Annotated in this window: 18 protein-coding genes and 1 tRNA gene; 16 read left to right on the top strand and 3 right to left on the bottom strand. The window is 65.8% G+C overall.

The genetic code is table 11. The features are described from left to right. Positions 1–10 precede the first annotated feature (10 nt). The 8 genes from VARPA_RS17485 (at position 11) to VARPA_RS17450 (ending at position 10,209) form a co-directional block, all read left to right on the top strand. A tRNA-Ser gene (locus VARPA_RS17485) sits at positions 11–103 on the top strand. 147 nt (positions 104–250) lie between these two features. After that, positions 251–484 (top strand): hypothetical protein, encoded by a 234-nt coding sequence (locus VARPA_RS30645; protein WP_049794431.1) that lies wholly within the window; start codon positions 251–253, stop codon positions 482–484. 640 nt (positions 485–1,124) lie between these two features. Then, positions 1,125–3,395, top strand: a complete 2,271-nt coding sequence (locus VARPA_RS17475; RefSeq protein ID WP_013541911.1) for a phosphocholine-specific phospholipase C — start codon at positions 1,125–1,127, stop codon at positions 3,393–3,395. 368 nt (positions 3,396–3,763) lie between these two features. Next, positions 3,764–4,948, top strand: coding sequence for a porin (locus tag VARPA_RS17470; RefSeq protein ID WP_013541910.1), 1,185 nt, complete (start codon positions 3,764–3,766; stop codon positions 4,946–4,948). 55 nt (positions 4,949–5,003) lie between these two features. Further along, positions 5,004–6,329 (top strand): D-arabinono-1,4-lactone oxidase, encoded by a 1,326-nt coding sequence (locus tag VARPA_RS17465; RefSeq protein ID WP_013541909.1) that lies wholly within the window; start codon positions 5,004–5,006, stop codon positions 6,327–6,329. 1 nt (position 6,330) lies between these two features. Then, a complete protein-coding gene (locus VARPA_RS17460; protein WP_013541908.1) occupies positions 6,331–7,518 on the top strand; it encodes an MFS transporter in 1,188 nt (395 codons plus the stop codon). After that, the gene (locus tag VARPA_RS17455; protein WP_013541907.1) at positions 7,515–8,732 is read left to right on the top strand and encodes a DSD1 family PLP-dependent enzyme; all 1,218 of its coding nucleotides are present in this window, start codon (positions 7,515–7,517) and stop codon (positions 8,730–8,732) included. The genes VARPA_RS17460 and VARPA_RS17455 overlap by 4 nt, the downstream gene beginning before the upstream one ends. Before the next feature lie 76 nt (positions 8,733–8,808). Continuing rightward, positions 8,809–10,209 (top strand): coniferyl aldehyde dehydrogenase, encoded by a 1,401-nt coding sequence (locus VARPA_RS17450; RefSeq protein ID WP_013541906.1) that lies wholly within the window; start codon positions 8,809–8,811, stop codon positions 10,207–10,209. Between the two features lie 23 nt (positions 10,210–10,232). Here VARPA_RS17450 and VARPA_RS17445 read toward each other — a convergent pair whose 3' ends face one another. The 3 genes from VARPA_RS17445 to VARPA_RS17435 all read right to left on the bottom strand — a co-directional run bounded on the left by VARPA_RS17445 (position 10,233) and on the right by VARPA_RS17435 (position 13,484). Beyond that, complete coding sequence (locus VARPA_RS17445; protein WP_167330547.1) at positions 10,233–10,976, bottom strand: TetR/AcrR family transcriptional regulator; 744 nt, start codon at positions 10,974–10,976, stop codon at positions 10,233–10,235. A gap of 109 nt (positions 10,977–11,085) precedes the next feature. Then, a complete protein-coding gene (locus tag VARPA_RS17440; protein ID WP_013541904.1) occupies positions 11,086–12,222 on the bottom strand; it encodes a sigma-54 interaction domain-containing protein in 1,137 nt (378 codons plus the stop codon). Then, on the bottom strand, positions 12,219–13,484 hold the full coding sequence (locus VARPA_RS17435) for an acyl-CoA dehydrogenase family protein (protein WP_013541903.1): 1,266 nt from the start codon (positions 13,482–13,484) through the stop codon (positions 12,219–12,221). The genes VARPA_RS17440 and VARPA_RS17435 overlap by 4 nt, the downstream gene beginning before the upstream one ends. 174 nt (positions 13,485–13,658) lie before the next feature. Here VARPA_RS17435 and ssuD point away from each other — a divergent pair, with 174 nt between their 5' ends. The 8 genes from ssuD to VARPA_RS17395 all read left to right on the top strand — a co-directional run bounded on the left by ssuD (position 13,659) and on the right by VARPA_RS17395 (position 23,344). Further along, positions 13,659–14,822, top strand: a complete 1,164-nt coding sequence (ssuD, locus tag VARPA_RS17430; RefSeq protein WP_013541902.1) for an FMNH2-dependent alkanesulfonate monooxygenase — start codon at positions 13,659–13,661, stop codon at positions 14,820–14,822. Further along, positions 14,819–16,009 carry an acyl-CoA dehydrogenase family protein gene (locus VARPA_RS17425; protein WP_013541901.1) on the top strand — a complete coding sequence of 397 codons (1,191 nt, stop codon included), beginning with the start codon at positions 14,819–14,821 and terminating at the stop codon, positions 16,007–16,009. Before ssuD ends, VARPA_RS17425 begins: the two co-directional genes overlap by 4 nt. Positions 16,010–16,264: 255 nt before the next feature. Continuing rightward, on the top strand, positions 16,265–17,674 hold the full coding sequence (locus VARPA_RS17420) for an ABC transporter substrate-binding protein (RefSeq protein WP_013541900.1): 1,410 nt from the start codon (positions 16,265–16,267) through the stop codon (positions 17,672–17,674). 87 nt (positions 17,675–17,761) lie between these two features. Then, positions 17,762–18,670, top strand: coding sequence for a carbohydrate ABC transporter permease (locus tag VARPA_RS17415; protein WP_013541899.1), 909 nt, complete (start codon positions 17,762–17,764; stop codon positions 18,668–18,670). 29 nt (positions 18,671–18,699) lie between these two features. Then, positions 18,700–19,599 carry a carbohydrate ABC transporter permease gene (locus VARPA_RS17410; RefSeq protein WP_013541898.1) on the top strand — a complete coding sequence of 300 codons (900 nt, stop codon included), beginning with the start codon at positions 18,700–18,702 and terminating at the stop codon, positions 19,597–19,599. Between the two features lie 32 nt (positions 19,600–19,631). Then, entirely contained in the window at positions 19,632–20,771 is a 1,140-nt protein-coding gene (locus tag VARPA_RS17405) for an ABC transporter ATP-binding protein (protein ID WP_013541897.1), read from the top strand. Further along, on the top strand, positions 20,761–22,032 hold the full coding sequence (locus VARPA_RS17400; protein WP_013541896.1) for an acyl-CoA dehydrogenase family protein: 1,272 nt from the start codon (positions 20,761–20,763) through the stop codon (positions 22,030–22,032). The genes VARPA_RS17405 and VARPA_RS17400 overlap by 11 nt, the downstream gene beginning before the upstream one ends. A gap of 58 nt (positions 22,033–22,090) precedes the next feature. Next, the gene (locus tag VARPA_RS17395) at positions 22,091–23,344 is read left to right on the top strand and encodes an SfnB family sulfur acquisition oxidoreductase (RefSeq protein ID WP_013541895.1); all 1,254 of its coding nucleotides are present in this window, start codon (positions 22,091–22,093) and stop codon (positions 23,342–23,344) included. The last annotated feature ends 10 nt before the right edge of the window (positions 23,345–23,354 follow it).

The following is a 23,354-nucleotide window of genomic DNA, read 5'->3' as shown; positions in this document are numbered from 1 at the left end:
GCTTCTTTCAGGAACTGTGACCGAGTGGCCGAAGGTGCTCCCCTGCTAAGGGAGTATGGGGTGTAGAGCCTCATCGAGGGTTCGAATCCCTCCGGTTCCGCCAAATTGATTGGGCCCCGTTGATCTCACGATTGACGGGGCTTTTTCATGCGTGTCTTCGTATTGAAGATCGAGGACGTCCTGCAGTATCGCCAGCAGGAAACCTCCGAGCGCGTGATCGAGTCTCTGCGCCGCGAGCGCATGTCGCTCGATGACGGACGGCATTTTCCGCATCAATTTTCGGGCGGCCAACGCCAGCGCGCGCGCATTGGCGTGCCAGCCCCAGTTCATCGTCTGCGACGAGCCTACCTCATCGCTCGACGTATCGGTGCAGGCGCAGGTGCTGGACCTCATGCGCGACCTGCAGGCCGAATTCGGCCCGACCTACCTGCTGATCAGCCACAACCCTGCGGTGATCCACCACATGTGCGCGACGTGGGCGTGATGCAGCGCGGGCGTCTGTTGGGGCAGGGGCCGGCGAAGCAAGTGCTCGATGCGCCAAGGCATATCCATACACAGGCGCTGACGGCGGCTGTGCCGGATCTGCACGCCGAGCGGTTACCCGAGTTGACACAACCTGACACGCGGATTTCTTGCGCTTCGTTCGATGGGCGAGGCGCTTCAGAGACATGGAAGGCGTCGACAGCGCAGGCAGAAAAGCGCGGGTAAACACCTCCTGCTTCTCTCTGAAATAGCCCAGAACGTCAATTCCAGAAAAAACACTGTTCTTGAAGAAATCGTTGTTCTAACATCCGCCCGCGCCGATTCGTTCGGCGCTTCCGGCAAAGAGGCGACATCGCATCGCAGGCCCCTCGGTAGCTGGCGCGCAATGCCAGCACCCGATACCCGAGGGCAGCGAGATTCCAGCGGTGACTCAGCCTGGAATTTCTCAACAGATGCATGGAGGTGAAATGAAAAACAGAACGAGCCTGCGCGGCTGGAAAGTCTCTGCCAAAAGTGGATGGATCTTGCTGCTGTGCCTGGGGTTGGCGGCGTGCGGCGGAAGCTTCACCGGGGGGGCTCCCGGCACTTCCGGGACGCCTGAATTGCGTTGCGCCCCCTGAAAAATGACGCAGCCAAAAACCATGAACTCACGTCGAAGCTTTCTTGCGGGCACCGCCAAGGCCAGCGCCGCCGCGCTCACGCTTTCCGCTTTTCCACCGAGCATCCGTCGGGCGCTTGCCATTCCTGCCAACAACAAGACCGGCACCATCAACGATGTCGAGCACATCGTCATATTGATGCAGGAGAACCGGTCGTTCGACCATTACTTCGGCACGCTGGCGGGTGTTCGCGGCTTTGGTGACCGATTCACCATTCCGTTGCCCAAGGGTCTGAGCGTCTGGCACCAAAGCGATGCCAAAGGGAAGGTGGTTTTGCCCTATCACTTCGACAGCCGCAAAGGCAACGCACAGCGCGATGGCGGAACGCCGCACGAATGGGAGGACAGTCAACGAGCCTGGGACAACGGCCGCATTCACGAATGGCCCCGTTACAAAACCCCCAAGGCGATGGGTTTCCACAAGGAGGCAGAGATTCCGTTTCAGTTCTCGCTGGCCAATGCCTTCACGTTGTGCGACGGTTATCACTGCGCAATGCACGCGGGTACCGACCCCAATCGCAGCTTTCACCTGACCGGCACCAATGGCCCGACTGCACAGGGAACGGCTTTTGTCTTGAACGAGTGGGACATGCTGGACGGGAGTCCTGCGGGTGTGGAGACCGGCTACACGTGGACAACGCATGCCGAGCGACTGGAGGCGGCTGGTGTCAGTTGGATCTGCTATCAGAACATGCCCGACGAATGGGGCGACAACCTGTTCGGCGCGTTCCGCCAGTTTCGGCGCGCCAATCGGGCATCCGGATTTCCTGTATCGGGCGGCTACCTGCCGAATCAACCTGTTTTCGACAGCGGCCAGGCGACGCCGTACCACGCATACGACCCAGCGACCGACAACCCGGGCAACCCGCTCTACAAGGGCATTGCCAATACCCTGCCAGGCAACAAGCCTGAGGAATACCTCGACGCGTTCCGGCGTGATGTGAAGGCCGGGCGCTTGCCGCACGTGAGTTGGATCAACGCGCCTTGCTTCTACTCCGAGCATCCCGAAGTCTCCAGTCCGGTCCAGGGTGCGTGGTTCGTGCAAGAGGTCCTGGACGCGCTGACGTCCGTTCCCGAGGTCTGGAGCAAGACGGTGTTGCTGATCAACTTCGACGAGAACGACGGGTACTTCGACCACGTGCCGTCGCCGTCGGCGCCATCGCCATTGGGGGACGGCACCTATGCCGGCAAGACCACGCTTTCGGACACGGCCATGAGCGCCGAATACTTCAACCATCCGGCCGCTCCAGATTCCGTCAAACAGCCCAAGCCCGATGGACGGGTCTACGGCCCCGGGCCGCGTGTTCCGCTCTACGTCGTCTCACCCTGGAGTCGTGGCGGCTGGGTCAACTCGCAGGTGTTCGACCACACCTCGGTGCTGCGCTTCATCGAAGCCCGTTTCGGTCTGGAAGAAACCAACATCTCTCCCTATCGCCGGGCGGTGTGTGGCGATCTGACAAGCGCCTTCAACTTCGGCACGCCGAATGGCGAAGCCTTGCCAGTGCTGGCCGGGAAGACGAGCAGGCCAGATGCGGATGCGCTGAGAGCTTCACAGGAGTTCGAGGCGGATGGCGTCACCCCGAGGCCACCGATCGAACCGCCGTCAGACGCTCAAATGCCGCATCAAGAAATCGGCGTCAAACCTTCGCGAGCTCTGCCTTACGAACTGCATGTCAGCGCCAGGGCAGACCCGGTTGCCGGCAAGCTGAAGCTGCTGTTCGCCAACTCGGGCAAGGCCGCCGCCGTGTTCCACGTGTACGACAAGCTCAACCTCGATCGGCTCCCGCGGCGATACATGGTGGAAGCGGGAAAGATGCTCGATGACAACTGGTCGGCAATTGCCGACAACGGCAGCGACTACGACCTCTGGGTACTCGGGCCGAACGGCTTTCACCGCCACTTCAAGGGAAGTCTTCAGCACATACGAGCAGACGATGCGGCCATTCCCGAAGTGCGTGTCTGCTACGACATCGTCAACGGCAATGTTCACCTTGAGATGCGCAACGATGGCAAGAACGCCTGCAGATTCACCGTCGAGGCCAAAGCCTATCGCGACGACGGCCCCTGGACGGCGAGCGTCGATGGGAAGGCGAGCGCACAACAGCATTGGGAGCTTGCAGCCAGCGGCCATTGGTACGACTTTTCCGTCACCTGCGACGCCGACCCGGCGTACTACCGTCGATTTGCGGGACGCGTGGAAACCGGCAAGCACGGTGTGAGCGATCCGGCGATGGGGCTGCGCGACCTTCGCTAGTGCCATCGGTCAGTCGCTTGAGATCGGCGGTGCCGGGCCGAGGCAACCGCCCGGTCTCAAGCGGCGCAAGACATGCTCACAGGCATGGAGAAGGGCATCCGTGGATCGCTCAACGCATGACATGGGGCCGGCTTCCAAGCAAAGAGTGAGGGTAAATACCACTCTCTTCGCCTCGCAATCTTTCAAAACATCAGTTTTAAAAAAAACACTGTTCTTTCATAAATCGTTGTTCTAACATCCGCCCGCGCTGATTCATTCCGCGCTTCCGGCAAAGAGCCGACATCGCATCGCAGGCCTTCGGGCATCGCGCAGGCGTGTTGGCCGAAGCCCCCTTGATTGATCGATGTTGGCCTGGTGGAGAACACAAGATGAAGAGAGTGAAGTTGTCGGCGGCGCTGCTGCCGCTGTGCGTGATCGGTGCGCCGGCATTTGCGCAAAGCACCCTGACGCTGTACGGCACGGTCGACGCGGGTCTGCGCTACGAAACGCACCGCACGATCTACGGCGACGACGGCTCGCCGCTCGTTACCCGCGGGCGTACGGCCTTCCCCGACGGCGGCGGCATGAGCGAGAGCTTCTGGGGCGTCAAGGGCAGCGAAGACCTGGGCGGCGGCCTGTCGGCGCTGTTCACGCTCGAGAGCCACTTCAACATCGGTACCGGCAAGCCCATCGCCAACGACGGCCCCGACGGCCTGCACGTTTCCTTCGTCGGCCTGCAGTCCTCTTCGTGGGGGCAGCTCACGCTGGGCCGCCAGTACAACGTTGCGATGGAAGGTGTGTCGCTGGTCTACGGCTCCAACCTCTGGGCCGATTACTTCAACGTCTTCAAGCCCGAGCACACGCTGCTCGCAGGCAGCAAGACCAGCAACATGATCCATTACGGCGCCCAGGTCGGCGACGTCGTGGTGCTCGCTCAGTACGCCGTCGGCGAAGGCAACGGTTCGGCCAAGCGGGGCAGCCAGTTCGGCACCTCGGTGGCCTACATACCGGAGAAGGGGCCGGTCAAGCTCAGCGCCGGCGTGCTGCGCGGCGTAGACGACATCGACTCCAAGGCCAAGTTCGATGTCTACACGGCCGGCGCGCAATTGAAGCTCGGCGAGAAGACCTCGATCCAGGCGGGCTACATCGAGAACCGCCGCAGCAACAACTTCGTCTCGTTCGCCAACGGGCCCTACAGCGCAATCGACCTGGCGGGGCTGGGCATCATCTCGCCGATCCAGACCGTGGACCCGAGCGCCCCCGGCGGCTTCAAGAAGCGCCAGATGATCCTTGCCGGCGTCACCTGGCAGGCCACGCAGTGGCTCACGCTGGCCGCCAACGCCTGGTACACCAAGCAGCGCGGCTACACCGAAGACCTCGACGGTTCCGCCACGCAATACCAGGTGGTTGCGGGCTACCTGATGTCCAAGCGGACGATGCTCTATGCCGAAGTCGATCACTCGGTCTACCGAGGTGGCCTGGTCGGCGCGCAACTGGTCGGCCAGAACGCTCAGAGCCCGACCGTCAACCGCACGCAGACTGGATTCACGGTCGGCGTGCGTCACACCTTCTGAGGTCCACGGCGCCCCCATTCGTATTTCCCTTTTGAAAAACTTCATGGAACACGTGATGTCCGCCGAGAAAAGCAGCGCCCCCTCCGGCAAGGTCAAGCCCTGGCGCAACTGGTCGGGCGCAGTGCGCTTTCAGCCGCGTCAACTGCTGCGGCCGCGTTCGCTGCCGCAACTGCAGGCCACGGTGCGCGCGGCCTCGGCTGCCGGCGAATCCATCCGGGTGGCAGGCAGCGGCCATTCGTTCGTGCCGCTGGTGCAGACCGATGGCACGCTGCTGTCGCTATGCAACCTCACGGGCCTGGAGTCGGTCGAGAACGGCCGTGCCCGGCTCTGGGCCGGCACTCAACTCAAGCCACTGGGCGAAGAACTCGCGCTGCGCGGTTGGGGCATGCTGAATCTCGGTGACATCAACAAGCAGGCACTGGCCGGCGCGGTGGCCACGGGCACGCACGGCACCGGGCTGAGGCTGGGCTCGATCTCTACGCAGGTACAGGCGATGACGCTGGTCACGGCCGACGGCGAGGCGGTCGAATGCTCCGCAACGCAGGAGCCCGAGCTGTTTGCCGCGAGCCGCGTGGCGCTCGGCGCGCTCGGCGTGATGGCCAGGTTCGACATCGAGGTCGCGCCGACCTACAAGCTCAAGCTCGTCAAGCAGGCGATGGACCTCGACGAATGCCTCGCGGCGGCGCCCACGCTGGCCGCGCAGCACCGGCACTTCGAGTTCTACTGGGTGCCCTACACGCGCCGCACGCTGGTCAAGCTGATGGACCCGACCGACGAGCCCGAGTCGAGCCGCCGCTCGACGGCCGCGCTCGAGATGGTGCTCGAGAACGGCGCGCTGAGCGCGATCTCTCGCTATGCGCGCATGCGGCCCAGCGCGGTGCCCGCGATGGCACGCCTGATCGCATCGACGCTGAAGCACGACACCAGCACCATGGTGGCCAACTGCCACCGCGCCTTTTCTTCCGTGCGGCTGGTGCATTTCCAGGAAATGGAATACGAACTGCCGGCCGAGCGCGGCCCCGAGGCGCTGCGCGAACTGGCCGAGTTCATCGAGAAGAAGAAAGTGCCCGTGCACTTTCCGGTCGAATACCGCTATGTCAAGGGCGACGACATCTGGCTGTCGCCGTTCTACGGACGCGACACGGCCTCGATTTCGGTGCACCAGTATGTCGGCATGCCGCACGAGGCCTACTTCCGTGGCGCCGAGGCGATCTTCCTCAACCATGGGGGCCGTCCGCACTGGGGAAAGATGCACTACCTGGGCGCGGCCGAACTGTCCAGACGCTACCCGCGCTGGGACGACTTCGCGGCGCTGCGCCGACGCATGGACCCCAAGGGCGTCTTTCTCAATCCGCTGCTTCGGCACATGCTGGGAGCCTGAGATGGTCAACGACGCTTCGCCCCGGCCCGCGAGCAGCCGCTGGTCCATCGTCGCCGCTTACGCGCTGGCGGCTTCGGCCACCATGGTCATGCAGCTTGCCTATGCGCCAATCACCACCGTGGCGGCGCAGCGCTACGGCGTTTCGGTGGGCGCCATCGGCTGGCTCGCGCAGATTTCGTCGCTGCTCTACGTGGTCCTGGCGCTGCCGACCGGCATTGCACTCGACCGCTGGTTTCGCTCCAGCCTGGCCGTGGGCGTGCTGCTCACCGCCATCGGTGGCGCGCTGCGGCTGGTCAGCGACGACTTCACCTGGGCTTTCATCGGCCAGTTCGTCTCGGCGGCGGCGCAGCCGCTGATTCTCAACGGTGTGGCCAAGCTGTCCGGCAACTACCTGGCGGAGAAAGACCGCCCACTGGGCATCGCGCTGGGCACCGCCGCACTGTATGCGGGCCAACTGCTGGCAATCGGCCTGGGCACCGTGTTCTCCACGCTCGACCAGATTCCGCTGCTGATTCGCATCGGCACCGCCTACGGCATTGCTGCGGCCATCGTGCTTGCGATCTGCCTGCGCCGGCCCGGCGATTACCGTGACACGGGGCCGCCGCCGGTTGGCCTGGCCTCGTTGCGCGAGGTCTGGGCCGATGGCTTCCTGCGCACCATCGCCGCGCTGATGTTCATTGCCGTCGGCACTGTCATGGCCTACATGACCTGGCTCGAGGCGCTGCTGGAGCCGGCCGGCGTGGCGCCCGAGGCTTCGGGCGTGATGCTGCTGGCGATGATCGTCGCGGGCATCGTGGGCTCGGTCTTCATTCCAGCGTGGGTGGCGCGCAAACGCAAGGAATACACGCTGATGCTGGTCTCGGTGGCTGTTGCAGCTGTCGGCGGTGTCGTGTTGTCGTTCGCACCGGGCGTGGCCACCGGCCTGGTCGTGATGACTGTGCTGGGCATGCTTCAGCTTTCCACGCTGCCGATCGTGCTCGAGATGGTCGAGCGCCGCTCGCGCCGCAATGCGGGCACGGCGGCGGCACTGGTGTGGATGGCCGCCAATGCGGGCGCGGTGGTGATTTGCGTCGCGGTGCAACTGCTGGTCGAGCATCCGTCGACGGCCTTCCTGGTGCTGGCGGGCGCGAGCCTGCTGACCGTGCCGCTGATCCTGCGGCTGCGCCGTCAGTCGCTGGAGAACGCATGATCCGCCCTCGTGACACCGGTGCGCCGCACGGCGATTACTTTCGCGCGCTGAACGCGGAGCTGCAGCGCGCCGGCCCCGCATGCCCGTGCCTGGTGCTCGACCTCGACCGGCTCGACCGCAACATCGAGGTGCTGCGCCGCTCGATCCGCGCACCCATGAATTTCCGCGTGGTCGCCAAGTCGCTGCCCAGCATCCCGCTGATCGGCTACATCTTCGAGCGCGCGAAGACGCGGCGCCTGATGGCTTTTCATCGGCCGTTTCTCAACGCCGAAGCCGAGGCCTTTCCTCAAGCCGACATCCTGCTCGGCAAGCCGATGCCGGTGCGTGCGGTGGCCGAGTTCTACGAACTGCTGCGCGGCAGCTTCGATCCATCGCGCCAGCTTCAATGGCTGATCGATACGCCCGAGCGCCTGCAGCAGTACTTGGTCCTTGCCGCGGCGCGTGGTCTGCGGCTGCGGCTGAACATCGAGATCGATACCGGGCTGCATCGCGGCGGCGTCGAAGACGAGCGCATGCTCGCGCAAATGCTCGAAACGGTTGCCGCGCATCCGGACCATGCCGAGTTCGCGGGCTTCATGGGCTACGACCCGCAGGTGGTCAAGCTGCCCGCGATGCTCGGATCGCACGAGCAACTGCATGCGAAGACACAGGCGCGCTACCGGGCCTTTTGCAACATTGTGCGCAGGCAGTACCCCGCGCTGTGGCACGACGGCCTGACGCTCAACGCGGCGGGCAGCCCGACCTACCGGCTCTACGAGGGCATCGAGACGCCGGTCAACGATGTCTCGGTGGGCTCCGCGCTGGTCAAGCCGACCGACTTCGACCTCGGCATCCTGTCTGAACACGAGCCGGCGTTGTTCATCGCCACGCCGGTGCTCAAGGTGCAGCAGGGCACGAAGGTGCCCGGCATTGCGGCGCTGGGCAAGCTGCAGGCCTGGTGGAATCCGAACCGCCAGCGCACTTACTTCACTTACGGGGGACACTGGATGGCGCGCTACGAATCGCCTGCCGGGCTGCGCGGCAACGAGCTCTTCGGCTACAGCACCAACCAGGAGTTTGTCAACGGATCGCACCGCACGGCGCTCTTGCCCGACGACTACGTATTCCTGCGCCCGACCCAGAGCGAGGCCGTGATGCTGCAATTCGGCGCGATCGTCACGCTGCGCGGCGGGAGGGTGTCGGATCGCTGGCAGGTACTTCAGCAAACGACATGAGTATTCGGCCGAAGAGCACAACGCGTCGCAAACCCAGAACCACTCTCGAAGAAATGGCCCCAGAGGCTTCAGATAGATGACCATCCAGACCATGCGACAAACTTTCGATGCCATGCGTGCCGCCAGCCTGCGCGCGCAGACGCCGCCATGGAGCGAGCGTGCGGATCGCCTCAAACGATTGCGCGCGCTGGTGAAGGACAACCGCAAGGAGATCGCCGCCGCCATCAGCGCCGACTTCTTCAATCGGCCCTTTCAGGAAACCGAACTGGCCGAGGTGTTCCCCGCCATCGAGGGCATCGACCATGCGTTGAGCCACGGCAGGAAATGGATGCGGGTGCAGCGTCGCTCGACCGGCCTGTGGTTCAAGCCCGCGTCGTCGCGGATCATGCCGCAGCCGCTGGGCGTGGTGGGCATCCTGGTGCCGTGGAACTATCCGTTGAACCTGGCCGTGGGGCCGATGACTGCGGCGCTGGCTGCGGGCAACCGCGTGATGCTCAAGCAATCGGAGTTCACGCCCCGCTTTGCAGAACTGTTCGCAACACTGGTGCGCGCGAGCTTTGCGGCCGAGGAGATCGCGGTCGTGAATGGCGACGCCGAGGCCGCGCGCGAGTTCTCCAGCCTGCCCTTCGACCATTTGCTGTTCACCGGTTCCACGGCCGTGGGCCATCACGTGATGCGCGCCGCGAGCGAGAACCTCACACCGGTCACGCTGGAGCTGGGTGGCAAGTCGCCTGCGATCATCGGGCCCGGTGCCGGTTTTGAAAAAGCAGTGGAGCGCATCCTTGTGGGCAAGACGCTCAACGCGGGCCAGACATGCATCGCGCCCGACTACGTGCTGGTACCCGAAGGCCAGCAGCAGCGCTTCATCGACAGCGCGCGGCGCGTGTTCGCGGCGATGTACCCGGACCTTGCGAACAACAACGACTACACGAGCATCGTGAGCCCGCGCCACTTCTCGCGGCTGCAGGAATTGGCGGCACTGGCGCTGCAGGAAGGTGCATCCGCTGTGCCGCTGTCCGACATGGCTCCCGACGCCGCCACACGGCGCTTTCCCCCGGTGCTGCTGACCGGCGTCCAGGACAGCATGCGCGTGATGAAGGAAGAGATCTTCGGCCCCATCTTGCCGGTGATGAGCTACGGGGCCATCGACGAGGCCATCGGCTATGTCAACGCGCACCCGCGACCGCTGGCGCTGTATCTGTTCGAGAAGAATCGGGCGACCATCGACAAGGTGATGCACAACACCGTGGCTGGCGGCGTGTCGATCAACGACACGCTGCTGCACATTGCGCAGGACGACCTGCCCTTCGGCGGCATCGGTGCGAGCGGCATGGGCGCTTACCACGGGGAATACGGCTTCGAGACCTTCTCGAAGATGAAGCCGATCTTCCATCAGTCGACGTTCAACGGGCTGGGGCTGTTCAAGCCGCCTTACGGAAAGACCTTTGAATTGATGATGAAGCTGCTGGTGCGCTGAAGAAGGCGCAGCCCCCTCGCTTGCTATACGGCGGGGCGCGGTCCGGAAAGCTGCTTGATCGCGGCCGCCGATTTCTTGCCCGGAAAGCGATGGATGATGCCGAGCAGGACGATGTCGAGCAAAAAGTCGAGATGCGCCTGCGCACCGATTCGCTCGATCCACGGGTCGTCGCCGGTGGAAACGCGCAGCGAGGTCATGCCGTGCAAGCCTTCCCAGATCACTTGCGTGATGACATCGATCTCGGCCTCGGTGGCCGCGACGATGCCGTCATTGACCAGCCCCACCGCGAGACTGCGCACGAGGGCGTACGGGTCGTACTCCGGATTGCCGAATTCCAGCGTCGAGGTTTCGGGCGGCGCGGCCGGCCGGCGCTCCATGAAGACAAGAAAATACTGATCGGGGTGCTGCAGGCCGTTCTCGACGTAAGCCCGGCTCGCAAGCCGCACGCGTTCGAGCGTTGTCTTGCCTTCGGCGATCGCTGCGCGCAGCAGCTTCTGCAGTCGGATGATGTCGTCGTCAACCGCGTTGGTGATCATCGTCGCCTTGTCGCCGAACAGCGCATAGACCACGGTGGTCGAGAAGCCCGACTCGTCGGCTACTTTGCGCATCGTGATCTCGCGCGCGCCGCCCTTGACGATCATCTTGCGCACGACTTTCAGGATGTCTTTGCGACGTTGGTCGATTTCCCGCTGTTTGCGTTCCTGGAGGCTGTTTTTTTTGATGATCATGTATTTGGAAAAAAACGTTGTATTTCCTGAACCGATCATAGCGGGGTGATATGAAACTGCTGTGCGGCAAGACCCTGCTCGTGAAGCATCTCGAACAACGCGGTCGGAAGGGGGCATGCTCAGCCTGCGAGAGGCCTGCTTTTCAGGGTCACTTCAACGCAGTAATCTCCCGGCTCTTGATGAGCCTCGAGCGCAGGATGTTCCGGCTGATGCCCAGCAGCCTCGCAGCCTGCACCTGGTTGCGGTGGCAGAACTCGAAGGCGGTGCGCATCACGGTGTCCTCGATCAGTTCGAACATCTGGTCGTGAGGCTCGTTGAACAGCTCGCGCAGCACCGTCTCCAGTGCCTGCTGCGGCGTGGCGTGCGCAGCAGCGGCCTCGCTTTCGGCCGGGCGCCTCTGGATGTTCAGCGAAGACAGGTGCAGGTGCTCCGCGCCCAGCACGTCGTGCTGGCAGATCAGGAGCGCATGGTGGATCACGTTCTCCAGTTCGCGGATGTTGCCGGGCCAGCCGTGCTCCGAGAGCTTCTGCTCGGCGCCCGCATCGAGGCGCACCGCGCCGTAGCCCAGCCGCTGGCGGTACTCCTCGATGAAATGCCGCGCCAGCGGAAGAATGTCGCCGGGGCGCTCGCGCAGCGTGGGCAGCGCGAGGTGCACCACGTGCAGCCGGTAGAACAGGTCTTCGCGGAAGTGGCCGGCGGCCACCGCGTCCTGCAGCCGCACGTTGGTCGCGGCGACCACGCGCACGTCGATCGGCACGCTCTTGCGCGAACCGAGGCGCACCACCTCGCGCTCCTGCAGCACGCGCAGCAGCTTGACCTGGATCGACAGCGGCAGGTCGCCGATTTCGTCGAGGAACAGCGTGCCGCCGTTGGCCGCCTCGAACCAGCCCGTCTTGGCCGAGAACGCGCCGGTAAACGAGCCTTTCTCGTGGCCGAAGAGCTCGCTTTCGACCAGGCTTTCGGAGAAGGCGCCGCAGTTCACCGCCACGAAGGGCTTGCCGCTGCGGCGGCTCAGGTCGTGCACATGCCGTGCGATCAGCTCCTTGCCGGTGCCGGTCTCTCCGATGATGAGCACGTTGGCATCGCTGGGCGCCACCATGCGGATGCGTTCGAGCAGCGCGGCCGAGCGCGGGTCCTGAAACACCTGCGCGGTGGCGCGGATCGAGGTGGTGAGCTTGCGCGGGTTGGGAAAGGTCAGCAGGGTGGGCGCGTCCCAGTCCTCGTCGGCGGCGGAAGAGGCATCGACCGATGGCAGCACGTCGAAGTGGCGGGTGTAGGCGGTCATGAGTAGAAGGTGGGTACGGGGTATTGCTGCTTGAGGGCCCATTCGCCGAGCTCGCGCAGCTTGTAGGCCACGGGGTCGTGCAGGGTCTGGGTGCGCAGGTTGCGCCAGTGGCGGTCCAGGCGCAGGCCGCCGTGGGTGGCGCGTGCGCCGGCCACGTCGAACATGCGCGTACAGATGTCCAGGCCCGTGTTCGTGGCCGCGACCTTGGCGGTGGCCACTGCCAGCGCGACGTCGCCGCGCTCGCGCTCGGTCAGCGCGGGGCCGCGCCGCCATGCGGTGTCGAGCCGGTCGGCCGCGCGGTCGGCCAGCACGCGTACGCTCTCCAGGCCGACCCAGAAATCGCCGTAGTGGCCGAGCACATACGGGTCTTCGTGCATCTGCGCCACATGCGCCGCATGCCAGGGGCGCGACTCATGCAGCGTGTAGTGCCTCGCGTCGTGGAAGGCCGCCTCGGCGATGCCCAGGTAGATGTTGGCCAGCACGAGCTGCGACACCAGCGGCCGCAGGCACGCGAAAGGCGTCGACAGTGGCCCCGGGTCGGCCAGCACCTCGTGCTGCTCCACGCGCACCTTCTCGAAGGTCACGCTGCCGCTGTCGGTCTGGCGCTGGCCGATGTTGTTCCAGTCGGGCGCGACGAAGATGCCCGAGCGGCCCGTGGGCACCGCCGCGACGATGAAGGCTCCGCTGCCCGCTTCGCGCGCCGAGGCGATGAGCATCTCGGAATCGAGTGCGCCCGAGCAGAAGCTCTTCTGCCCGGTGAACTCGCGCCAGCCTTCGTGGGCGCTCGACACCGTGCGATCGTCCAGCGGGTTGAGCGCGTTGCCCCAGAACCAGCGGCGGCGCGCGGTCTGCTCGAACCACGGCTGCCACTGCGAAGGCCGCGCGAACAGGCGCACCGTGGCCAGCATCAGGTGATGAAAACCGAAGACGTGGGCGATCGAGCTGTCGGCCTGCGCCAGCAGGCGCACGACATCCAGCGTCTCGCGCCAGTCCGCGCCGCCGCCGCCGAACTCGTGCGGAATGCTCAGGGCCAGCAGGCCGCTGTCGCGCAGGGCATCGCGCTCGGCCTTCGGCGTGCCGCCGCGCTCGTCGCGCTCCACCGCGGTGGCGGCGAAGCGCTGCATGAGATCGCGCGCGATGTCGCGTGGGGATTCGGCAACCGGAATGGAAAGAACTGAACTCACACACAAGTCCTCGATGATGTGCAGGCAGCACGGTTGCTGCGCCAGCAGCATGTTCGCGGCGAAGAAGAGCGCGACCAACGATGCGATCCGTCTATCGATCCTCGTTTTGCTTCCATGGCAGCAGCGCGAGAAGGGTCGATGTGCCGCATGCAGCAGATGTGGTGTTCGGCTGCTGCTCCAGCAGCAGAAATCGCATGCTTTCGCGCGTTCCCGCAGGCAGGGCGATTGGCACGCTAACTGCTGAACTGCCGCATGCAACTTTTCTGGTTCCTCCCCACGCACGGCGACAGCCGCTACCTCGGCACCTCGCGCGGCGCGCGCACGGTGAGCCATCGCTACCTGCGGCAAGTGGCGCAGGCCGCCGACGAACTGGGCTACGAAGGCGTGCTGATTCCGACGGGGCGCTCGTGCGAAGACTCGTGGGTCGTCGCCTCGTCGCTCGCGGCACAGACCGAGCGGCTCAAGTTCCTGGTCGCAATCCGCCCCGGCATCATTTCGCCGACGGTTTCCGCGCGTCAGGCTGCAACGCTCGATCGCTTCTCAGACGGCCGCCTGCTCATCAACGTCGTGACCGGCGGCGACCCCGACGAGCAGCACGGTGACGGCAGCTTCCTCACGCACGCCGAGCGCTACGAAGTCACTGACGAGTTCCTGCGCATCTGGCGCGGCGTGGCTGCGGGCGAAACGGTCAACTTCTCGGGCAAGCACCTGCGCGTCGAGAACGCGAAGACGCTCTATCCACCAGTACAGAAGCCTTATCCACCGCTGTGGTTTGGCGGCTCGTCTGAAGCGGCCATCGAACTTGCGGGCGAGCAGGTCGACGTGTACCTCACCTGGGGCGAGCCGCCTGCGGACGTGGCCGACAAGATCTCCAAGGCCCGTGCCGCAGCGGCCAAGCACGGCCGCACGCTGCGCTTCGGCATCCGCCTGCATGTGATCGTGCGCGAGACCAGCGAAGCGGCCTGGCGCGCCGCCGACGAGCTCATCTCCTATGTGACCGACGACACCATCGCCGCTGCGCAGAAAGCCTTCTCGCGTTTCGACTCGGTGGGGCAGCAGCGCATGGCCGCATTGCACGGCGGGCGGCGCGACAAGCTCGAGGTGTCGCCGAACCTGTGGGCCGGCGTGGGCCTGGTGCGCGGCGGCGCGGGCACGGCGCTCGTGGGCAGTCCGGAGGAGGTGGCGGCGCGCATCAAGGAATACGCGGCGCTCGGCGTGGAGACTTTCATCTTCTCGGGCTATCCGCATCTCGAAGAGGCGTACCGCGTGGCCGAGCTGTTGTTCCCGCTGCTGCCGCTGGACCATGTGCGCCCGGCGGGGCAGGCGAACATCACCGGGCCCTTCGGCGAGGTCATCGCCAACGACATCGTGCCGCCTTCGTCGCAAACGCCGGTGCGCGAGAAGGCCGCCGCATGAAGCACTTCTCCGCGGAGGCCGGCGACGAAGTCGTGCCCTGGCATGCGACCGCACAGCGTGTCGCACAGACATTGGCGCAGACGGCGGTCGAGCGCGACCAGCGCGGCGGCACGCCCAAGGCCGAGCGCGATCTGCTGCGGGACAGCGGCCTGCTCATGCTCAGCGTGCCGACCGAACTTGGCGGCCTCGGCGCGAGCTGGCAGCAGACGCTCGACGTGGTGCGCGGCTTTGCGCGCGTCGACAGCTCGGTGGCGCACCTGTTCGCCTTTCATCACCTGTTGCTCGCGACCACGCAACTCTTCGCGCAGCACGCGCAGTGGCAGCCGTGGATCGAGCAGACGCGCGTGCAGCGTTGGTTCTGGGGCAATGCGCTGAATCCGCTGGACAAATCCACGCGCGCGGAGGCGGTCGATGGCGGGTACGTGTTCGCCGGCCGCAAGAGCTTCTGTTCAGGCGCGAGCGACTCCGACATGCTGCTCGCCTCGGCCCTCGACGCAAACGACCGGCTGCTGATCGGCGTCGTGCCCACGGGGCGCGCGGGCATCACCGTGCTCGATGACTGGGACAACATGGGCCAGCGCCAGACCGACAGCGGCAGCGTGCTGTTCGACAACGTGCGGGTCGATGCGGGCGAACTGCTGCTCGACCCTGGCCCGCTCTCGACGCCGTTCGCTTGTCTGCGTCCGCTGCTGGCGCAACTGATCCTCGCGAACATCTACCTGGGCCTCGGCGAGGGCGCGCTTGAAGAGGCGAAGTCTTTCACGCTGCAACAGGGCCGCCCCTGGCTCTTCTCAACGGCTTCGACCGCGAACGAAGACCCTTACGTGCTTACGCACTACGGCGATTTCTGGCTCGCGCTGCAAGGCGCACGCACGCTGCTCGACCAGGCAGCGGCGGCATTCGACCAGGCGTGGCTGCGTGGCACTTCGCTCGATGAAAAGGAGCGCGGACAGGTGGCCGTCGCCGTCGCCGCAGCCAAGGTCGCGAGCACGCGCGCGAGCCTCGAGGTGGCGCATCGCATGTTCGAGGTGACGGGCGCGCGCGCCACCACCGCCGCGCTGCGGCTGGACCGCTACTGGCGCAACCTGCGCGTGCACACGCTGCACGATCCGGTCGACTACAAGGTGCGCGAACTCGGCGACTGGGCGCTCAATGCGCGCTTGCCGCAGCCCAGTTTCTATTCCTGAATTTCTTCAGCGTCCGATGCAACGGGCCTGCGACCTCGCGTCGCAGGCCCGTTGTGTTTGTGCGTGCGCTTGGGGAGGGCCGCGCTGCTGGCTCATCAGCAACCTAGCCGCAGCCTGCTGCCGACCCAGCATGCGCGACAGCGGTCGATGCGCTCTAACTCGTTGATTCATATAGAGCGGGCAAGTGGCACGCGATTCGCATATATCCATTGCGCTGCGAATACATCGCGGCTTCCAAACTGAGGTCATATCAACATGCGTCGAAAACAGAATGTCCTTGCTGCGTCCGGCTCGTCGGCCACTGCGTCTTCCGCGATCGCATCGGCGTTGAACCGCCGCCGATTCATCGGCACTGCAGCCGCTTTAAGCGCTGCGGGCGCGCTGGCTGCCTGCGGCAAGAAAGACGCCGGGGCGCCGCCGCCCGTGGCCTCGGCAGACGTGGGCGCGAGCGGAAAAAAATTCGCGGGTCAGTCGCTGAACCTGCTGTTCAACCAGCCGCATGCGCTGGCGGGCAAGCTGCTGGCGCAGGAGTTCGAAGCGCTCACGGGTGCCAAGGTGACCGTCACGCCGGTGCCCTACGACCAGCTGCATGCGCAGGCCACGCTCGATGTGCAGTCGGGCGCGAACCAGTTCGACGTCGTCGATTATTTCTATCACACGCTCGGCGCGCTGGTGGCCGACAAGGTGGTGGTCGATGTCGCCGACCGCATCGCGCGCGACGCCGCGCAGATCGAGCCCGGCGACTTCCTGCCGTCGCTCTACGACACCTACACCTTGCGCGATGGCCGCCGCTGGGGCCTGCCTTACGACGGCGACACGCACGTCCTGTTCTACAACACCGAGATCTTCGGCCGGCATGGGTTGACGGCCCCAAAGACCTGGGACGACTACTACAACGCAGCCCGCCTGATCACCGAGAAAGAGTCGGCCAACGGCATCTACGGCGCGGTGGTGCAGGGCTTCAAGATTCCGGTGATCGTGGGATCGTCTTATGCCAACCGGCTGGCCGGTTTCGGCGGCAGCTTCTTCACGCCCGACGGCAAGCCCGCGTTGACCAGCCCACAGGCCATCGCCGCGGCGGAAGAGTTGGCGCGCATCGTCCCCTATGCCTTGCCCACGCCCGCGGAAACGGCGTTCGAACATGCCTTGCCCGCGTTCCTGTCGGGCAAGGCGGCCATGATCGATTTCTGGACCGACCTGGGCGTCACCGCGCAGGACCCGGCCTCTTCGAAGATCGTGGACAAGTGGGCGCTGGTGCAGTTGCCCGTGGGCGGCGAGAACAAGACGCCGCGCGCGGCATTGAATGCGGGCTTCGGCCTCGGCATCACGGCCGGCACCAAGAAGACCGAGTTGGCCTGGGAATTCATCAAGTGGGCCACGAGCAAGGACATCTCGCTCCAGCAGGATGTGTTGCCGGGCAGCGGCATCGACCCGAACCGCACCTCGGTGCTGAATCATCCCGACTACATCAAGGCCGCGCCCATCCTGCAGCCGCAATTGAAGGCCGCCATCGGCGATGCGCTGGTCTGGCCGCTGCAGGCGCAGAGCCCCAAGCTGATGGACGCGTTGACCGAGCAGCTCGCGCTGATCGTGTCGGGCAAGAAGAAGCCGCGTGAGGCGCTGGAGGCGGCTCAGGCGAGTTGGGTGCAACTGCTCAGCGCATGAGTGCCATCTCTTACTCCCTCTCCCCTTGGGGAGAGGGAGCAACAGCCGCGCTACGGGCAGCCATCCCGGAACAGAGGTCGGCCGGTGATGGGTATGAACAGCGTGCTGCAGGCATGGCGAGCGAGCGGCCAGCACACGGCGCCGCGCTGGATGCTGACGCCCGCGACCCTCGGCCTTGCGCTGGTGTGCGTCGTGCCCGGGCTCTACACGCTGGCGCTGGCGTTCACGAAGTCCACGCTGGGCCAGCCGTTGACGGCGTGGGCAGGCTGGCGCAACTTCGAGACGCTGGTGCAGACCTCCGACTTCGCATTCACCTTGCTGCGCACGGTGCTGTACGCGGTGCCGGCTTGCGCGCTCCAGCTGGTGCTCGGCCTGGCGATCGCGTTGCTGCTGCAGGCGCTGAGGCAAGGGCGCTGGGCGTACAGCCTGATCCTGCTGCCGCTGATGACGCCGCCGGTGCTCGTCGGTGTGGCCTGGAAGCTGCTGCTGGCGCCGGCGGGCGGCCTGCTCAACGGCACCTTGCTGCGCCTGGGATGGGTGCACGAGCCGGTGTCGCTGCTGGGCTCCTCGACATGGGCCTTGCCCGCCGTGATGTTGGCGGACAGCTGGCAGTGGCTGCCCTTCGTGGTGGTGCTGTGCGTGGCCGCGTTGCAGGCGCTGCCTTCCGATGTGTACGAGGCGGCCGCGCTCGATGGGGCGAGCCCGCGGCGGATCTTCATCAAGATCACGCTGCCCCTGCTGGCGCCCGCGCTGGTCGGCATCTTCCTGCTGCGGGTGGTGATGTCGCTCAAGACCTTCGATTTGGTCTACATCCTCACCGCCGGCGGGCCGGGGTGCGCCACGACGCTGGCGAGCTACGAGGTCTGGAAGTCGGGCCTGCAGAACTTCGACATCGGGCAGGCGGCCGCGCAGACACTGGTCTTTTGCCTGCTGGTGGCCTGGGTGACATGGCCGATCCTCCGCACCCTGGCGTGGGTGGAGCGACGCACGGGCTAGCCCGTTCGCACATCCATACGAACAGCGACATGACGACAGTCAACGTATCCACCACGCACATCGGCACGGGCCCAGCGACAACGCACGCGAGCAACCAAGGCCGGACGAGGCCTGCGGTCCCCGCGCGCGATTGGCTTCGCAAGACAGCGCTGCGACTCGCGCTCGCATCGGTGCTGGTCTTCTGCCTGCTGCCGATCGCCTTCCTGGTCGCGACCTCGTTCAAGGCGCGGGACGAAGTGCTGTCGGGCCACTTCCTGCCCCTGGCGCCCACGCTGGCCAACTGGTCCACGGTGTTCGACATTGCGCCGCTGCATCGGAACCTGCTCAACTCGCTCGCGGTGGCGCTGGTCGGCGTGGCCGTGACGCTCTTGATCGCGGTGCCCGCGACCTATGCGGTGGTCAAGCTGCGGCGCGGGCCCGCGCTGGCCGGCGCGCTGCTGTCCAGCTACGTGGCGCCGCCCGTGGTGGCGCTGCTGCCGCTGTTCTTCATGATGCGCCACGCCGGGCTGAACAACAGCCTCTTCGGGCTCGGCCTGGTGGAAGGCTTGATGAACGTGCCGGTCGCGTTCTGGCTGCTGCGCAGCTTCTTCAAGCAGGTGCCCGTGGCGCTGGACGAAGCCGCCTGGCTCGATGGCGTGGGCTACTGGCGCACGCTGTGGCGCGTGAACCTGCCGCTGCTGTGGCCGGGCCTCGTCTCCACGGGACTGATCTGCCTGATCCTGACCTACAACGAGTTCCTGCTCGCCTCGGTGCTCAACAGCAGGCCCGACATCCGCACCATCACCGTTGCTATCTCGCTCTTCCAGGGCGAGCGGGTCGTGAACTTCGGGCAGATGGCCGCGGCCTCGCTGGTCGGCATTGCGCCGGTGTACCTGGTGGCGCTGGCGTTCCAGAAGCAGCTGGTCGGCGGCCTGGGGGCCGGGCGCTGAGCGCGCGGCTGTCCCTTCTTCATTCGAGTTCCATGTCTCACATACAGATCACCGGCCTCACCAAGAAGTACGGCAGCACAGCGGTGCTGCGCGATGTTCACCTCGGCATCGGGGAGGGGGAGTTCGTCGTGCTGGTCGGCCCGTCCGGCTGCGGCAAGTCGACGCTGCTGCGCGCCATCGCCGGGCTGGAAACCACCGACGGCGGCAGCATCGCGTTCGACGGCGAAGCGGCAGACCATCTGCCGCCGCAACAGCGCCGCCTGGCCATGGTGTTCCAGAGCTATGCGCTCTATCCGCACATGACGGCGCACGACAATATGGCCTTCGGCCTGCGAGAGCAACGCCAGAGCGAGGCGCTGATCGCGCAGCGCATCGCCAAGGCCTCGGCCGCCTTGCATCTGGACGACTACCTGGACCGCTATCCGCGTGAACTCTCGGGCGGCCAGCGCCAGCGGGTGGCCATGGGGCGGGCCATGGTGCGCGAGCCGCGGGCGTTCCTCTTCGACGAGCCGCTGTCCAACCTCGATGCGCAGTTGCGCGTGCAGATGCGCGCCGAGATCCGCGCGCTGCAGCGGCAACTGGGCACGACCACCGTCTACGTCACGCACGACCAGGAAGAGGCGATGACCATGGCCGACCGCATCGCGGTGCTGCGCGCCGGGCGTATCGAGCAGGTGGGCGATCCGTTGACGCTTTATGACGAGCCCGCCAACGAGTTCGTCGCGCGCTTCATCGGCTCGCCGCCGATGAATGTGGTCGATGCCCGATGGGCGCAAGGCCAGCTCTCGCTGGGCGAGGGCATCCGCCTGCCGGCGCCGCCCGGTTCGGCTGGACGGCACGACGATGCGGTGCGCCTTGGCCTCCGGCCCGAACACCTCGTGCTCCAGACCGGCGAAGCATCGCCAGATGCGCCGCTGCTTCGGCTGCGCGTGTCCGCGGTCGACTACCTGGGCTCCATCACCGAGCTGCATGGCACCGTACCGGACGCATTCGATGCCAGCCCCTGGCTGGCGCGGCTCGCCGGACGCCACCGTGCCACGGCGGGCGAGGAGGTGACGCTGACCTGGATTCCCTCGCACGCCCATTTGTTCAACCCCGAATCGGGCGCACGCCTGTCCCGACTCTCCATTGCAACCCAGGCCGCAAGGCCCTCGCATCGCCATGAGCACTGAAACCATCCTCGCCCCTCACACGAAGAGCGCCACCACCGCCACTGCCGCGTGGACTCCCTACGAGCATTCCGCACTGGCACAGAAGTTCCGGCCCGTCTTCCAGCGCATCGCCGATACGGCGCTCGCGCGCGAGCGCAATCGCCAGTTGCCCTTCGAGCCCATCACCTGGTTGAAGGAAGCCTGCTTCGGTGCGGTGCGTGTGCCGGTGGAACACGGTGGAGGCGGCGCATCCATTCCGCAGCTCTTCCAGTTGTTGATCGAACTCGCAGAGGCGGACTCCAACGTGCCGCAAGCGCTGCGCGGGCACTTCGCATTCGTGGAAGACCGCCTCAATGCACCGTCCGGCGCGGCGCGCGACGTGTGGCTGCACCGCTTCGTGAAGGGCGAGCTGGTCGGCAATGCGTGGTCCGAAGTGGGCGCGGTGGCCATCGGCGACGTCGGCACGCGCATCTCGCAAAAGGACGGCCGCTGGGTGGCCAACGGCCGCAAGTTCTACAGCACCGGCAGCATCTTTGCCGACTGGGTCGACCTGTATGCGCGCCGCGCCGACAACGATGCCGACGTGACGGCGGCAGTCAGCACCCACCAGCCCGGCGTCGTGCAGCACGACGACTGGGACGGCTTCGGCCAGCGCACCACCGGCAGCGGCACCTCGGTGTACGAGAACGCCCACATCGACGACGAGAACGTGTTCCCGTTCGAGACGCGCTTCAAGTACCAGACGGCGTTCTATCAACTGTTCCATCTCGCCACGCTGGCTGGCATCGGCCGCGCCATCGAGCGCGACGTGGGGCACGAGGTGCGCAACCGCCAGCGCATCTACAGCAACGGCAACGCACAGCATGTGAGCCAGGACGCGCAGATCCTTCAGGTCGCGGGCGAGATATCGGCGCTGGCCTATGCCGCGGAGGCCACGGCGCTGCGCGCGACGCTGCCGGCCCAGCGCGCCTACGAGGCACGCCTGCACGGCGACGAGGCGGCGGAGCGGCAGGCCAACATCGATGCCGAGATCGAATCGGCGCAGGGCCAGATCGTGGTGTCCGAGCTGGTGCTGCGCGCGGGTTCCGATCTCTTCAATGCGCTCGGCGCCTCGGCCGCGAGCACCTCCAAGTCGCTGGACCGCCACTGGCGCAATGCGCGCACGGTGTCCTCGCACAACCCCACCGTCTACAAGGCGCGCATCGTGGGCGACTGGAGCGTCAACGGCACCGAGCCGCCCTATGTCTGGCAGATCGGCAGCGGCCCCGGCCGCAAGACCTGATCCGCATCGCGTTCTCTCTCTCGTCAGTCCGTTCTTTCCCCTTTTTTTGGAGCTCACCATGACCACCGCAACCCTGGCCCGTCCCCGCGTCAATACACCCGAGCCGTTTGCGCCGCGCCCGCGTCCGGCCCAACCGGCCCATGTCATTCGCGACGATGCCGAGGCTGTGTCCGTGGCCCGGCGCCTGGCCGCGGAGTTCGGCTCCGAGTCGGCGCTGCGCGACCGCGACGGGCTGCTGCCATTGGCCGAGCTGGACGCTTATTCGCAGAGCGGCCTCTGGGGCATCACCGTGCCCAAGGCGTACGGCGGCGCGGGCGTGTCCTTCGCCACGCTGGCCGATGTGATCCGCATCGTGGCGGAGGGTGACTCGAGCATTGCCCAGATCACGCAGAACCACCTGGCGCTGGTCGGCCACATCGACCTCGACGGCACGCCTGAGCAGAAAGAAGAGCTGTTCGGCCTGGTGCTGAAAGGCATCCGTTTCGGCAACGCCTTTTCCGAGAAGAACAGCAAGAATGTCGCCGCGTTCGAAACCACGCTGGTGTTCGATGGCGATGACGTGGTGATCAACGGGCAGAAGTTCTACACCACCGGTGCGCTGCTCTCGCATATCGTGCCCATCGTGGCGGTGGACCCGGCGGAGGGCAAGGGCTACCTGGCGTTTGCCGAACGCGATGCGCCGGGCCTCACGGTGCACAACGACTGGTCGAGCTTCGGCCAGCGCACCACCGCGTCGGGCTCCATACAGATCGCCAATGTGCGCGTGCCGCGCAGCCGCCTCTTGCCCGTGGCCGCGTTCGACCGGCCCACCGCGGCGGGCGCGATCTCGCAGATCATCCAGGCCGCCATCGATGCGGGCATTGCCGCCGCCGCGATTGCGGAGACGATCGCGTTCGTGCGTACCCGCAGCCGTCCCTGGATCGACAGCGGCAAGGAGACCGCGGCCGAAGACCCCTTCATCATCAGCGCGATCGGCGACCTGACGCTGCGCCTGCACGCCGCCGAGGCCTTGCTGGAGCGCGCGGGCCGCGCCATCGACCGGGCGCTGGCCGACCCCGAGGAGAGCCTCGTCAACGCCGCCACCGTGGCCACGGCCGAGGCCAAGGTGTTGACGACCGAAGTGGCCATCAATGCCTCGAACAAGCTGTTCGAACTCGCGGGCACGCGCTCCACGCTGGCCGAACACAACCTCGACCGCCACTGGCGCAATGCGCGCGTGCACACGCTGCACGACCCGGTGCGCTGGAAGTACTACCACCTGGGCAACTACCAGCTCAACGGAGTCCACGTGCCACGTCACGCCTGGAGCTGAAGGGAAGAGA

The organism is Variovorax paradoxus EPS (assembly GCF_000184745.1).
Lineage (GTDB): Bacteria > Pseudomonadota > Gammaproteobacteria > Burkholderiales > Burkholderiaceae_C > Variovorax > Variovorax paradoxus_C.
This window is presented reverse-complemented; position numbering and strand designations above follow the sequence as displayed.

What these genes read in the sequence shown, in the direction of transcription:
- VARPA_RS17415 (WP_013541899.1), top strand. Translation starts at nt 17,762, where the DNA reads ATGGGTATGAACAGCGTGCTGCAGGCATGGCGAGCGAGCGGCCAGCAC.
- VARPA_RS17465 (WP_013541909.1), top strand. Translation starts at nt 5,004, where the DNA reads ATGTCCGCCGAGAAAAGCAGCGCCCCCTCCGGCAAGGTCAAGCCCTGG.
- VARPA_RS17395 (WP_013541895.1), top strand. Translation starts at nt 22,091, where the DNA reads ATGACCACCGCAACCCTGGCCCGTCCCCGCGTCAATACACCCGAGCCG.
- VARPA_RS17455 (WP_013541907.1), top strand. Translation starts at nt 7,515, where the DNA reads ATGATCCGCCCTCGTGACACCGGTGCGCCGCACGGCGATTACTTTCGC.
- VARPA_RS17440 (WP_013541904.1), bottom strand. Translation starts at nt 12,222, where the DNA reads ATGACCGCCTACACCCGCCACTTCGACGTGCTGCCATCGGTCGATGCC.
- VARPA_RS17425 (WP_013541901.1), top strand. Translation starts at nt 14,819, where the DNA reads ATGAAGCACTTCTCCGCGGAGGCCGGCGACGAAGTCGTGCCCTGGCAT.
- VARPA_RS17475 (WP_013541911.1), top strand. Translation starts at nt 1,125, where the DNA reads ATGAACTCACGTCGAAGCTTTCTTGCGGGCACCGCCAAGGCCAGCGCC.
- ssuD (WP_013541902.1), top strand. Translation starts at nt 13,659, where the DNA reads ATGCAACTTTTCTGGTTCCTCCCCACGCACGGCGACAGCCGCTACCTC.
- VARPA_RS17420 (WP_013541900.1), top strand. Translation starts at nt 16,265, where the DNA reads ATGCGTCGAAAACAGAATGTCCTTGCTGCGTCCGGCTCGTCGGCCACT.
- VARPA_RS17450 (WP_013541906.1), top strand. Translation starts at nt 8,809, where the DNA reads ATGACCATCCAGACCATGCGACAAACTTTCGATGCCATGCGTGCCGCC.
- VARPA_RS17460 (WP_013541908.1), top strand. Translation starts at nt 6,331, where the DNA reads ATGGTCAACGACGCTTCGCCCCGGCCCGCGAGCAGCCGCTGGTCCATC.
- VARPA_RS17410 (WP_013541898.1), top strand. Translation starts at nt 18,700, where the DNA reads ATGACGACAGTCAACGTATCCACCACGCACATCGGCACGGGCCCAGCG.
- VARPA_RS17445 (WP_167330547.1), bottom strand. Translation starts at nt 10,976, where the DNA reads ATGATCGGTTCAGGAAATACAACGTTTTTTTCCAAATACATGATCATC.
- VARPA_RS17405 (WP_013541897.1), top strand. Translation starts at nt 19,632, where the DNA reads ATGTCTCACATACAGATCACCGGCCTCACCAAGAAGTACGGCAGCACA.
- VARPA_RS17400 (WP_013541896.1), top strand. Translation starts at nt 20,761, where the DNA reads ATGAGCACTGAAACCATCCTCGCCCCTCACACGAAGAGCGCCACCACC.
- VARPA_RS17470 (WP_013541910.1), top strand. Translation starts at nt 3,764, where the DNA reads ATGAAGAGAGTGAAGTTGTCGGCGGCGCTGCTGCCGCTGTGCGTGATC.
- VARPA_RS30645 (WP_049794431.1), top strand. Translation starts at nt 251, where the DNA reads ATGACGGACGGCATTTTCCGCATCAATTTTCGGGCGGCCAACGCCAGC.